A 12,726-nucleotide genomic window follows, 5' to 3' on the forward strand; every position below is an offset into this window, starting at 1 on the left:
AGTCCTAAATCATTCGAGAGACTCAGATCCCCGACTTCTTTGAGAAGTCGGGGATCTGAGAGTCCAGCAAGTAGAACAGCAAAAGCGATAACTTCTCTTCTCTACGAGAGGCTGCGCCAACGAGACGCTACGCGAACGGTAAGCTCGGCTAACGCCGGAATAATTGCCGCGATCGCACATTAATCTTGATTATCTAGATTTATGGCATCTCAGTTCTATGATAGAAACAAGCCACTAATGTAGGTTTAACTTATGTCTTCCCCTGTCCTGGAAAACCCTACGACTGCTAAGACTTCCTATGTTCTTCTGCACAATGTTAGTTGGGAACAATTAGAACAGCTTGATGTCACCCTTGCAGGGACAAGCGCGCGACTAACTTATTTAGATAATATTCTCGAAATTATGTCCCCACTTTCTGACGACCACGAGGATAGTAAAAAAACTCTGGCGATGTTGCTGGAAGTCTATATGCGGACGAAAAAGATCCGGTTTTATGGACGGGGAAGTGCAACTATAGGTAAACAGGAAGACAAAACTCGACGAGAACCAGATGAGTCTTATAATTTAGGCACAAAAAAATCTATTCCTGATTTAATTTTGGAAATAACTGTTACGAGTGGCGGAATTAATAAGCTAGAAATTTATCGACGGTTGCGAGTACCTGAAGTTTGGTTTTGGGAAGATGGTTTATTATCAGTTTATTGTTTGCAAAGTGACAGCTATATAAAAGTCTCTAAAAGTACTTTATTGCCTAACTTAGATTTGGATTTATTAGCACAATATGCGAGAATGTCTGACCAATATGATGCTGTGACTGAATATAGTCAGATAATAACTAAAGTAACCTAAACTAAAATAAAAAGGAGTCAGAATTCAGAATGGGCTACGCCCCGCTGCGCTAACAGAATTCAGAATTCTCTACCCATGTACCCTTACAGGGAAGCAAGCTACGCGCAGCATCCCGTAAGGAAGGGATAGAGTTTTAAATGAGTAAAAAAAGTTAATACTAGTTTCGCGCCACTTGCGGGCGAAAGCGCGTAGCGGGACGTTCGCGGTAGCGTCTCTAAGAGTTGTACGGTTTTAAACCAATATTCATTACCCAGTCGTACAGAATTCATACTGAATTCTGACCGGAGGCGGAGCGTCTCCGGCTCCGCTCCTGAGTTCTGAATTCTTCTTATAAAAAAGATACAAATATCAATGGTCACTATTCCAGTAATTGATTTAACTGCCTTTACTCATGGTAATACAGCAACTCGGCAAGTTGTTATCAAACGAATTTATCAAGCTTGTCATGAAATTGGTTTCATGTACTTGCAAAATTTGGGAATATCACAAAACCTAATCAAGCGAGTATTCAATCACAGCAAATATTTCTTTAATTTACCTTTAGAAGTTAAGCAAAAGCAAGCTTGGAGTGATGAATTTAGTAATACGGGTTACGTTGGTATTGAGAGAGAATGTCTTGACCCCAAGAAACCAGGCGACTTGAAAGAGGCGTTAAATGTAAACAAACAAGCGGCTGTAACAATAGATGCTTCTATTGTCACCTTTTATGATAGTTGCACACAACTTGCCAACACGATATTACAAGCTTATGCCTTGGCGTTGGAATTACCAGAAAATTATTTTACTATCAGACACAATCAACAAAATCATACTTTGCGACTATTACATTATCCGCCATTACAAATACCACCCAAACCTGGACAAGTGCGTGCTGGTGAGCATTCCGATTATGGCAGTATTACCCTACTTTTCCAAGATGATGTTGGTGGGTTAGAAGTACAGACAGCTTCTAGAGAGTGGATTGCCGCACCTGCAATTCCTGATACTATAGTAGTCAATACTGGTGATTTAATGCAACGGTGGACAAATGATATATTTTGCTCAACCAAACATCGAGTGATGATTCCCAGCGATAATAAGGTGAACCAGTCCCGATATTCTATCGCTTTTTTCTGTCATCCTAATGATGATACAGAAATTGCTTGTCTGGAAAGTTGCCAGAAAGAACAATCGCCTATTTATCGCCCTATCCTTGCGGGAGAATATCTTTTAACTCGTTTACAAGCAACTTATGCTAATTCGTAATTCGTAATTCGTAATTCGTAATTAAGAAAGACATTTAATAATATGAAAACCTACGACTGGATTGTGGTTGGTGGTGGAATTACGGGTGCTGCACTCGCTTATGAATTGGCTAAAACTGGCCTTTCTGTACTTTTGTTGGAGCAATATAGTACATCACAGAATGCAACTCGCTCTAGTTATGGTGGGCTTGCCTATTGGTCGGGTACTACACCACTAACTCGGCTATTGTGCGAAGAAGCGATCGCACGTTACCATATCCTAGCTCAAGAGTTAGACGCTGATATCCAATTTCGGGAGTTAGATTTATTACTAACTATTTCAGCCGATTCTGACCCAGAAGCAACTGCTGCATCATATAATCATTTTGCCATTCCCCCTCGTTTACTCAGTGTTCAAGAAGCTTGTGAGTTGGAACCACTGCTAAATCGAGAGGCGATATCTGGGGCTTTAACTGTTAAACACGGTCATATTCACCCAGAAAAAACCGCACAAGCCTACATCCAAGCTTTTGAACGGGCTGGGGGTGAAATACAGATTTCTCAAGTTTTGCAAGTATTACAAGATGGTGTTAAAACCACCACTGCAACTTTTCACAGTGCTAACGTTGTCATTTGTGCAGGTGGACTCAGCCGCCAGCTTCTCAAATCTGCTGGTATTTCCATTAAGTTATATTTCACCCACGCAGAAATTATTGAAACCCCACCCGTTGATGTCAGGTTACGTACCTTAGTTATGCCAGCTAATATGCAATGGTTTCAACTAGAAGCTGAATCGACTAAAGTTGATGCGTTATGGGATGAATTTGGAAATGAGTTAGTACCACCAATTTTAGATGCGGGTGCAATCCAGTTTCAAGATGGTAGTATCCGCATCGGTCAAATTAGCCGTGCGATCGCAGATCCTCATGCCAATGTAAACTCAGAGGTAAGCGAAAAATGGTTGCGAAGAAGTGCTGGTCAAATTTTACCAGCATTGGAGAATTTACCAGGGACTTGGTATCACTGCTTAGTGGCATTTGGTAATAATAGACTCCCTTTAATTGGTGCTATTCCAGGATTTGAAAGCGTTCATATTTTCTCTGGATTTAGCAATCCCTTAGTAGTTGTACCACCTTTAGCAAAGCACTTTGCTAATTTTGCAACTGGCAATAAAGATGAAATTATTACAAAAATTTTAGTCTGAAAGCCCGCAATCTTTCGGTACTAGTACAGCACGGCGTAAATATATATACCATTCTAAGTCCCTGAAAACCTTACGCTGTATTCATTTTGAATTTTGAATTTTGTTAGCGAGTCTACGAGCGTCATTTTGAATTCCGCCTTGCGGTACTAGTGGGCTTTGCGAGAATTAGAAGCATTTACAGGGTAGAAAGAGAGGCGATCGCATGGTTATAATTGTATTCGAGCATAACCCACGATTTGCGATCAAAAGTTGAGCTATTTCTGTATTACCACCAAATAATCACGTTCCAGATAAAAGTTATTTCCATCTGGCATAGACTCTTTAATCACAGTCATCTCTGCCTTTTCTATGAGCCACTTAATTGCTTCTGGTGAAGTTGGATAATACAATTGTTCACTATCTGCTTTGCTGCAAAACCTTGTCCAACCATTTGGTGTGGTTATACTGCTGGTATGAATAAAAGCTCTCCCACCCTCTTTGAGTATTTTATAAATACTGTTTAAATATTTCCAAATTGTTGGTAGATCCAAATGTACAAAAACATCGAAAGAATATATGAAATCAAATTTTTCACCCAACCCGGCTTCAAATTCAGAGTTTTCCATTAAATGAAACTCAACCTGAGGATAGTGTCCAATCCTTTCTTTCGCCTTATCTAGCATTGCTGGTGCTACATCAAAACAGTATAGCTTTTCGACATTTTCAACTACTTTAGCTGCAATTCTAGCACCACCAACACCTATCTCTGCAACTGTGCTGTTTTTAGTTAAAAATGGGAAAATATATTCACTAATAATTTCTTCCACATCTTCTGCCGTCCCCCATTCATCACCTAAATAATTTATGGAAGAATCTTTTTCAGGCTGTGAAATTTGATCGTTAGGAATTTGAAAATTATATTTACTCCACTGTTTAGCATACTCGTCCCAGAAGTTTCTATTAATTTCCAAATTTGATGGCTGCATTGATAAATACTGTAGATGGATAACAGGCAGCAATACTAGCACAGTTGAGAGAGCCAGAGCAAATTTCAATTTTGTTTAAGTTGACCAAGCCCCGTTGGGGCGGGAGTAGGAATTAAGAACCGCTATATTTATTACCTGAAAATAGCTGTAAAATCATTCTCTCCTGCCCAATAGACATCTCCAGAAATTAAATGTGCGTTATCCAGAACTCTTGTAGAGACGTAGCATTGCTACCTCTCTACATTCTTTTTCGGAGATGTCTAATGCCCAATGCCCAATCGCCAATCGCAATCGCCAATCGCCAATCCCAATCCCCAATCCCCAATCCCCAATCCCCAATCCTCAATCCCCAATCCCCAATCCCCAATCCCCAATCCCCAATCCCCAATGCCCTTTTCCCAAACAAGCTGTTTGAGGCCATAAAACTTTGTATCCTAAATTAATAGGTCTTAATTAATAGTTCTTTTAAAACTGGTGCAAGAAGATTTTAGGCTAATTGTTGATTTAGTTTCAGTTCTAGCCGTTGCAGCCTGTGGTGGACTGTTGGCAGCACTTCTGCGACAACCGGTGCTGCTAGGATATCTGATTGGCGGCATGATCATTGGGCCAGCCGGACTGGGATTGATTAAAGAAGTCATTCAAGTAGAGACTCTGGCACAGTTCGGGGTCGCCTTTTTGTTATTCGCTTTGGGTGTGGAATTTTCCTTTGCGGAACTCAAGAAGGTAAAAGCGATCGCACTTGGCGGCGGTGGACTCCAGATTGCTTTGACAATTCTAGTCACAGTTGCAATCTGTGGGTTAACTGGAGCCTGGGGAACTTTACCTGCTAAAGGTATGTTTTTAGGGTGTATTCTGTCTTTGTCTTCCACAGCCGTTGTTCTCAAGTGTTTGATGGAGCGCAACGAAACAGAAACGCCCCACGGGCAAGTGATGCTGGGAATTTTAGTAGTACAGGACTTGGCACTAGGGCTGATGTTAGCAGTTTTACCAGCCCTCAACCAACCAGCAGAAACCATTGGTATCGCCGTGCTAACGGCGCTAGCTTTGATTGGTTTATTTGCTGCTGGGGCGATCGCTGCGGGGATTTGGCTGATACCGCCTTTATTGCGACTGTTAGCCCGTACCGAAAGTAAAGAACTATTCTTATTAGGAGTTGTAGCACTGTGTTTGGGCATTGCTCTATTGACAGAGCATTTGGGGCTATCCATTGAAATGGGGGCATTTGTCGCGGGTTTGATGATTTCTGAGGTGGAGTACGCCGATCAAACCCTGACTTATGTGGAACCACTGCGAGATATCTTTGCCAGTTTATTTTTTGCCGCCATTGGGATGTTAATTGACCCAGTGTTTTTGTGGAACAACCTAGAATTGATTTTGGGGTTGGTGGCAATAGTTTTCGTCGGTAAATTTTTGATTATCACGCCCCTAGTGAAATTATTCCGCTACCCTTTGAAAACAGCCATAATCGCCGGTTTGGGGCTGGCGCAAATTGGGGAATTTTCCTTTGTTCTTGCTAGTGAAGGGCAGTCTTTGGGGCTGGTGTCGCGACAAGTATACTTATTAATTTTGGGAACCACCGCAGTCACTCTCATGCTGACTCCTTTTGTACTGCGGTTAGTGCCATTTTTATTTAACTTTGCCGAATCAATGCCTTGGTTGAAACCATATTTAGAAGAAGATGAGGCGCTAGATGTATCGGAAGATTTGCCCTTCAAAGACCATGTGGTAGTTTGTGGCTATGGACGAGTGGGTAAGAATTTGGTGAAGTTGTTGCAGCAACATCACCTACCTGTGGTAGTAATCGACCAATCGGAGAGCAGAATTCAGCAGTTGCGTGAGGCTGGGGTGTCTTATGTATATGGTAATTGCGTGAGTTTACATGTTCTGGAAACTGCCGGCGTGAATCATGCCAAAGGAATGGCGATCGCACTCCCAGACCCCATGAGTACCCGTCTTTGCTTGAAACGCGCTTTGGAATTGCACCCAGAATTAGATTTGGTTGTCCGTGCTACCCAGGATAAAAATATTGAAGTGCTGTATCAATTAGGAGCCAGGGAAGTTGTGCAACCAGAGTTTGAAGCCAGTTTAGAAATGGCAACTTATTTATTAACTGGCTTAGGCTTGTTGTCACCAGCAGATGTCCAACGAGAAATGCAGCAAATCCGCAACGATCATTATTTAGATTTGCGGCCAGAACGTTCTGCAACTGAAGTTGCTCGTGATTTGCGCCAAGCAACTCTCGATTTAAATCAGCGCTGGTATCCTCTCCCAGATGCTTCGCCTTTAATTGGCATGACCATAGAAGAAGCAGATATGCGCTACTTAACAGGAGCTAGTTTAATGGCAATTCGCCGCGCTAACGGCGATGAAATCGATTATCCCAATAATCAAACCAAATTAGAAGAAGGCGATCGCTTGCTGGTTGTGGGAGCAGATGAAGAACTGGCAGCTTTAGCAGAATTCGCCAAGGGACAAGCGGCTGTACCCGGAGAAAATAGTGCTTGTCAGTGGGTTACAGTCAATGCAGATGCGCCAACACTAGGTAAAACTCTTGCAGATTTAGATATCGGCAAGCAATATGGAGTGCAAGTACAGGCGATCCGGCGAGATGGCAAGTTTATCCGCTATCCTGATGGCGGTATGGATTTGCGAGTTAGCGACCAAGTATTATTATGTGGTAACTTGTCAGGTCTGAGTCAACTAGAGCAGTTATTTGCGATCGCCAATTCAGTACCCCTTTCTGTTCCAGTAGTGAAAGCTGGTGAGGCAGAAATTCTCAAAGAGTCCCTGCCTATAGATAATTGGCGAGAATAGTCATTAGTCATTCATTAGTTATTCACAAAGGACAAAGGACAAAGGATAAAGGACAAAGGACAAAGGACAAATGACTAACTCTTGGGTTTAATATAAGCGATCGCTTGTTTCCAAATAATGGTTTGCTGACTGTTTTCATCAACAACACAGATACACTGTGGATCTTGCCATAAAACCTTTCCTGTGATTACATCCTGAGTTAGCAGCTTTAACTCTACTGGCGTTGTTTGTTTAATCAGGTTTTGGACTTGTTTAATACTGGGTAAAGTGGTGTCAAATTCGGTAAGCATTTTTAGTAAAGATGAACCTACAAGGCAAAATAAAGAGTAACTAATCCTTGATAATTCATCCTTGAAGAAATGGCAATCGAATTTACTAAGTATCATGGTCTAGGCAACGACTTTATTTTGATTGACAATCGCTCGTCATCTTTACCTGTATTGACCCCAGAGCAAGCGATCGAGTTGTGCGATCGCCATTTTGGTATCGGTGCTGATGGTGTTATTTTTGCCCTACCTGGTGAAAACGGCACTGATTACACCATGCGGATTTTTAATTCTGATGGTTCCGAACCGGAAATGTGTGGCAATGGCATTCGCTGTTTAGCGGGCTTTTTAGCAGATTTAGAGAGACTGGTGACTGGGCAAGAATTTTCCCAATCCTCAATCACATATCGCATTCATACCCTAGCTGGTGTGATGATTCCCCAAATCCTTCCTAATGGTCAAGTAAAGGTAGATATGGGTTTACCCAGGTTACTCGCTGGCGAAATTCCTACCACTCTTGCACCTGCTGAAGAAAAAGTCATTTCTTTGCCGTTGGAGGTGGCGGGGCAAACTTGGGATGTCACTTGTGTAAGTATGGGAAATCCCCACTGTATTACCTTTGTGGAAGATGTCGCAGCAATTGAGCTAGAAACCATCGGCCCGAAATTTGAGCATCACCCAGTTTTTCCGCAACGCATAAATACCGAATTTATTCAAGTAGTGCGCCGTGACTATCTAAAAATGCGGGTATGGGAACGAGGTGCTGGAATTACATTAGCTTGTGGAACTGGTGCTTGCGCTTCCTTAGTAGCTGGAGTGTTAACTGGAAAATGCGATCGCACTGCCACTATAGAATTACCAGGTGGCCCCTTACAAATTGAATGGTCAGAAGTAGACCAAAGGGTTTACATGACAGGCCCAGCTGAGAGGGTATTCACAGGGAAATTGTAAAAATTATTTCCTCTCTTATCTCTGTGTTCTCTGTGCCTCTGCGGTTCAATAAATAAACCACAGAGGCACAGAGGAACCCTCATCTCCTTCATCCTCCACTCCCTTCATTAAGATTCTGGAACGATCGCAACACCATCCCTAAGATTGAGCAATCCTGAGATAATAACTTTATCTTCTGGCTGTAATCCCTCGATAACTTGGTAATTATTACCTTTGATCTCGCCTAGCTTCACTTGCCTTTGTCGAGCTACTTGTTGTGATATACCTTGGGGGGATTTTTCGGTTTCAACTACATAAACAAAAGTGTCCCCAGCGATACGAGTCATTGCTGTTGTGGGGATTAAAACTCCGGGGCGCTGATTCCAGAATACTCTAGCTCTTACCAATTGATCTGCCCGTAATTGACCGTTAGGGTTATCAAAAAGTGCTTTGATTAATATCGTTTGTGTTTCATTACTGGCGCTAGGTGCGATGAAAAATACCCTACTTCTACCCAGCTTTTGACCTTGTGTATTCATAACCTCCACTGGCATTCCCTTACGCAATTGGGCCCCTTGCTGTAGTGGCACAGAGATATTCACTTCTAAAGGTCGATTTTGGGTGATATTAACTAATTGTGTCGAAGTATTAACTAAATCACCAACTTTCACAGCGATATTACCGACTGTGCCACTAAAGGGAGCGGTAATTTTGTCATACTGGATCTGCTGTGTTTGATTTATATTAGCTTGCTGTAAGGATTTTTCAGCTTGCAAGATGATGGCTCGTTGTGCTTGAATCCTGGAATCAATTGCATCAAGACTAGTCTTAGCATTGGCGAACCTATCAGCAAACTGATTGCTAGTCTGTCGAGATATGGCTCCTTGTTCAGCTAGGTTGACAAACTTTTCATAGTTCTGCTGGTACAATCGCACATTTGCAACGTATGATGGCCGTTCTGCTTCCAGAGATTTGAGTGTTGCGCGGGCATTTGCCAGTTGCAATAAAAATGCTTGAGGCACATTGTTAAGAGCGATCGCTGCCTGTGGTGTACGATCTACTTGGAGAATTGCCGCTCCTGCGGGGACTGGATCTCCAGATTTGACAAGTATTTGGGTAACTTGACCCTGAATCTTCGGCTGGAGCGTGATTGAGCGCTGAGATTTTAGGCTAGCAATAAAATCTGAACTTTCCTCAATTATGCCGCTTTGGACTGTCGATATTTTGACTCTTACCCCTTGAGGTTGAATCTTAGCAGTTGAGGGTGCTGAATTTTGTTGCGGAGTGAGCAAACGCCAAACAATAGCTGCTCCGCCCCCTAACAATAGTAGTGCTGCTAAAAATAACCAAAACCACCGCCGTTTTCCAGAAGGTGGCTCAAATGAGGTTTGTGGAGCTTTTTCTCCAAAATCAGTTTGAGGCTCAGGGGATGTCATGGCTTATGAGGAACTTAAGGAACAAATTAACTAGAATTCAATCAAAATTTTATCTGTTGATTATAAATTACTGATTTGGCATGAGGTTTTCTAGCAAATTATGTGTTACACCATCCAAATATACAGTTTTGATGATTCTGTCTAAATCTACCGAAAGGTGAATCCCCTCAAAATAAATCGCCGTCAAGATGCAAGACTGATTATTATGAAAGGGAGTCGGGAGTGGGGAGTCGGCAGTGGGGAAGAAACTAAGCAGGCTTTTCATCGGGCGGGGTTTCAACCAATATGCGATACAAGGATTTTATCGCCCACCAGGGGCGTTAGCGCAGGGGGACGAACTAAGGCTTTAAATCTTTTTCCTTGCTCATATATTCCCTACTCCCGATTCCCGATTCCCTACTCCCCGCCCCGAAGGGGCCGTTAAGCTAAAATAAATCCATATTAATATTAGTGATGTCTAATATTCAAGAACACGTAAATACTCTTGTTACAAGATTCATTCCAGGTTATAGATTTCTGCGTTTGCAAGAACTGACAATTGATAAAAATAATTCCCTCCAAACAGAAATTGATAGTAAATCAATTAAAGTTCTTAGCTGGAATATTGCTAAACAAAACTATAATAAAACTTGGGTAAAAGATTTTTTAAAAATCATCGATACTTATCAACCAAATCTAATATTTTTACAAGAGTTTTCTCTAAAATTAGAAGCCGAGGAATGGGGAAAATGGCTGAAAATGAATTGGAGCTTTGCACCTAACTTTGTAGATATTCATCATCAAACCTATTCGGGGATTTTGACAGCAGCTACAATCAGTCCAATTACCAAAAAAGTTATCACTACTCAACATCATGAGCCGATTGTGAGAACTCCTAAAATTTCTTTAATTACTGAGTATCTGCTATCAGAACAAAGCACAACTCTCTTGACAATCAATAGCCATTTGATAAATTTTGTAGATTTAAATAAATTTAAAATACAACTTCAAGAATTAGAGCTAGCGTTATCTATACATCGTGGCCCACTAATATTTTCAGGAGATTTTAATACTTGGAGTCGAAAAAGAGCAGTTATCCTCAATCAAGTAACAACTAAATTAGGGTTAACACCTGTAGTTTTCGCACCTCATCATCAGGATAAAATTAAACGCTTCCTATTATCACCCCCTTTGGATCATATCTTTTACCGAGATATTAGTGTGAAGAAAGCCACTGCAAAAGTGCTAGACGAAATTTGTTCATCAGATCACAAACCATTGCTGGCAGAATTTACTTATAAGTAAGTAGACGCAATTAAATATAAAATGTCATTACGAGTGGAACGAAGTGAAGCGTGGCAATCTCAGTCTTTGCGATTGCAACTCAGATGCTCCGCGAACACTTCGTACCCTGCGGGAAGGCTTACGCCAACGCAATGACGAACTATCTTACATTTATTTAGATCCACCTACTTACCAATACTCAAAAAAATTAAGATGCTTGTAGATAGTAGTGTTCTCGCAATTTTTAGCACAGCGACAGTTGTTGTTCATCTCGTGGGAGTTATACATGCAGCCCATGCAGTGATGAATGTGCGTTCTTCCCAAGGGGCAATTGCCTGGAGTATTTCTCTAATTACCTTTCCCTGGCTAGCAATTCCGTTGTATTGGATTTTAGGAAGAACTAAATTTCATGGATATGCTGAAACACTGCGCTCAGTCTATGCCCAACACTACAAGCTTTTACATCCTACTTATAACGAACTGATTAAATTTCAAGTTGCGCCACCCGATAATCTCGCTGAATTACAACCATTAGCGGAGACTTTTACAGATATTTCCTTCACATCAGGGAATGCTGCCGAATTACTGATTAATGGTCAGCAAACCTATGAAGCAATGCTAAAAAAGATTGCAGCAGCGACAAATTATATTTTGTTGCAATTTTATACTATTAACGATGACCAATCAGGTAATGAGTTTAAAGAAGCGTTGATTGCTAAAGCCAAGCAAGGAATCAGCATTTACTTTCTCTACGATGAAATTGGTTCAAAGAAACTATCTCGCCCTTATATCGAGTCTCTACAACAGCATGGAATTGCAGTCAGTGCATTTAACACCACTAAAGGTCAAGGTAATTGGCTCCAATTTAATTTTCGCAATCATCGGAAAATTTTGGTGGTGGATGGAGAAATAGCATTTGTCGGTGGACTGAATATTGGTGACGAATATTTAGGAAAAAATCCTCGCTTGAGTCCCTGGCGCGACACCCACATGATGCTTGAAGGCCCAACTGTACAAAGCCTGCAAAATTCCTTTGTGCGAGATTGGTATTGGGCGACTCGAAAACTAATCGAAGTTAATTGGCAGGTAAAAGTTAATCAGGAAACTAATCAAACTGCATTTATACTTCCTACAGGCCCCGCAGATCGTTTGCCAGCTTGTAAGCTTTTTTTCGTCGAACTAATTAATCAAGCTCAAACTCACCTCTGGATTGCTAGTCCATACTTTGTGCCAGATGAGGCAACATTGTCGGCTTTAAAACTGGCAGCAATGCGAGGTGTAGATGTACGAATCATCTTACCAAATCGACCCGATCACTTATTTGTTTATTTATGTTCCTTCTCTTACTACACCGAAATGGAAACAATCGGTATCAAATTGTATCGTTATAAAAATGGGTTTATGCACCAGAAAATCATCGTAGTTGATGATAATCTCGCAGGAGTAGGAACTGTGAATTTAGATAATCGCTCTTTTTCTCTAAACTTTGAAGTTATGGGTTTTGTTACCGAGCCTCAGTTTGTCCAAAGTGTGAAAAAGATGTTAGAGGATGATTTAGCCGTCTGTATTGCTGTTGATCTTAATGAGTACGATAAAAAACCTTTTTGGTTTAAGTTAGCCGTGAGAGTCTCGCGATTGCTGACTCCTTTACTTTAACGTCAGAAACTTTCACAAAACTTAATTACGTTAGCGAGTCAGCGTACCCTTTCAGGGAAGCAAGCTACGCTTTTAGCATCTCGTAGAGAGCGTCATTACGAATTACGAATTACCAATTAT

At 41.4% G+C, this 12,726-nt stretch carries 12 protein-coding genes; 8 read left to right on the plus strand and 4 right to left on the minus strand.

The annotated features are described in order from the left end of the window. The first annotated feature begins 252 nt into the window (after positions 1 to 252). The 3 genes from V7K76_RS05670 (at position 253) to V7K76_RS05680 (ending at position 3,276) form a co-directional block, all read left to right on the plus strand. Positions 253 to 849: a Uma2 family endonuclease gene (locus tag V7K76_RS05670; protein WP_334774817.1), complete on the plus strand. Its 597-nt coding sequence runs from the start codon at positions 253 to 255 to the stop codon at positions 847 to 849. A gap of 351 nt (positions 850 to 1,200) precedes the next feature. Further along, positions 1,201 to 2,094, plus strand: coding sequence for an isopenicillin N synthase family dioxygenase (locus V7K76_RS05675; RefSeq protein ID WP_334774816.1), 894 nt, complete (start codon positions 1,201 to 1,203; stop codon positions 2,092 to 2,094). A 42-nt stretch (positions 2,095 to 2,136) separates the two neighbouring features. Beyond that, a complete protein-coding gene (locus tag V7K76_RS05680) occupies positions 2,137 to 3,276 on the plus strand; it encodes an NAD(P)/FAD-dependent oxidoreductase (protein WP_334774815.1) in 1,140 nt (379 codons plus the stop codon). Between the two features lie 254 nt (positions 3,277 to 3,530). Here V7K76_RS05680 and V7K76_RS05685 read toward each other — a convergent pair whose 3' ends face one another. Beyond that, a complete protein-coding gene (locus V7K76_RS05685) occupies positions 3,531 to 4,241 on the minus strand; it encodes a class I SAM-dependent methyltransferase (RefSeq protein ID WP_334774814.1) in 711 nt (236 codons plus the stop codon). 256 nt (positions 4,242 to 4,497) lie between these two features. On the opposite strand from V7K76_RS05685, the gene V7K76_RS05690 reads away from it, so the two are divergent. Beyond that, the gene (locus V7K76_RS05690; RefSeq protein WP_335029713.1) at positions 4,498 to 4,656 is read left to right on the plus strand and encodes a hypothetical protein; all 159 of its coding nucleotides are present in this window, start codon (positions 4,498 to 4,500) and stop codon (positions 4,654 to 4,656) included. A 59-nt stretch (positions 4,657 to 4,715) separates the two neighbouring features. Continuing rightward, positions 4,716 to 7,055, plus strand: coding sequence for a cation:proton antiporter domain-containing protein (locus V7K76_RS05695; protein WP_334774812.1), 2,340 nt, complete (start codon positions 4,716 to 4,718; stop codon positions 7,053 to 7,055). A gap of 74 nt (positions 7,056 to 7,129) precedes the next feature. On the opposite strand, the gene V7K76_RS05700 is transcribed toward V7K76_RS05695, so the two are convergent. Then, entirely contained in the window at positions 7,130 to 7,345 is a 216-nt protein-coding gene (locus V7K76_RS05700; RefSeq protein WP_334774811.1) for an Hfq-related RNA-binding protein, read from the minus strand. Between the two features lie 69 nt (positions 7,346 to 7,414). Between V7K76_RS05700 and dapF the strand changes: the two genes are divergently transcribed. Continuing rightward, positions 7,415 to 8,272: a diaminopimelate epimerase gene (gene dapF / locus V7K76_RS05705; RefSeq protein ID WP_334774810.1), complete on the plus strand. Its 858-nt coding sequence runs from the start codon at positions 7,415 to 7,417 to the stop codon at positions 8,270 to 8,272. A gap of 107 nt (positions 8,273 to 8,379) precedes the next feature. Here dapF and V7K76_RS05710 read toward each other — a convergent pair whose 3' ends face one another. Further along, positions 8,380 to 9,687 carry an efflux RND transporter periplasmic adaptor subunit gene (locus V7K76_RS05710; protein WP_334774809.1) on the minus strand — a complete coding sequence of 436 codons (1,308 nt, stop codon included), beginning with the start codon at positions 9,685 to 9,687 and terminating at the stop codon, positions 8,380 to 8,382. 67 nt (positions 9,688 to 9,754) lie between these two features. Beyond that, on the minus strand, positions 9,755 to 9,952 hold the full coding sequence (locus V7K76_RS05715; protein WP_334774808.1) for a hypothetical protein: 198 nt from the start codon (positions 9,950 to 9,952) through the stop codon (positions 9,755 to 9,757). 188 nt (positions 9,953 to 10,140) lie between these two features. Here V7K76_RS05715 and V7K76_RS05720 point away from each other — a divergent pair, with 188 nt between their 5' ends. Beyond that, positions 10,141 to 10,971: an endonuclease/exonuclease/phosphatase family protein gene (locus tag V7K76_RS05720; RefSeq protein WP_334774807.1), complete on the plus strand. Its 831-nt coding sequence runs from the start codon at positions 10,141 to 10,143 to the stop codon at positions 10,969 to 10,971. Positions 10,972 to 11,163: 192 nt separating this feature from the next. Beyond that, positions 11,164 to 12,606: a cardiolipin synthase gene (gene cls, locus V7K76_RS05725; RefSeq protein WP_334953844.1), complete on the plus strand. Its 1,443-nt coding sequence runs from the start codon at positions 11,164 to 11,166 to the stop codon at positions 12,604 to 12,606. The last annotated feature ends 120 nt before the right edge of the window (positions 12,607 to 12,726 follow it).

It is taken from the genome of Nostoc sp., from assembly GCF_036917975.1.
Classification (GTDB): Bacteria; Cyanobacteriota; Cyanobacteriia; order Cyanobacteriales; family Nostocaceae; genus Nostoc.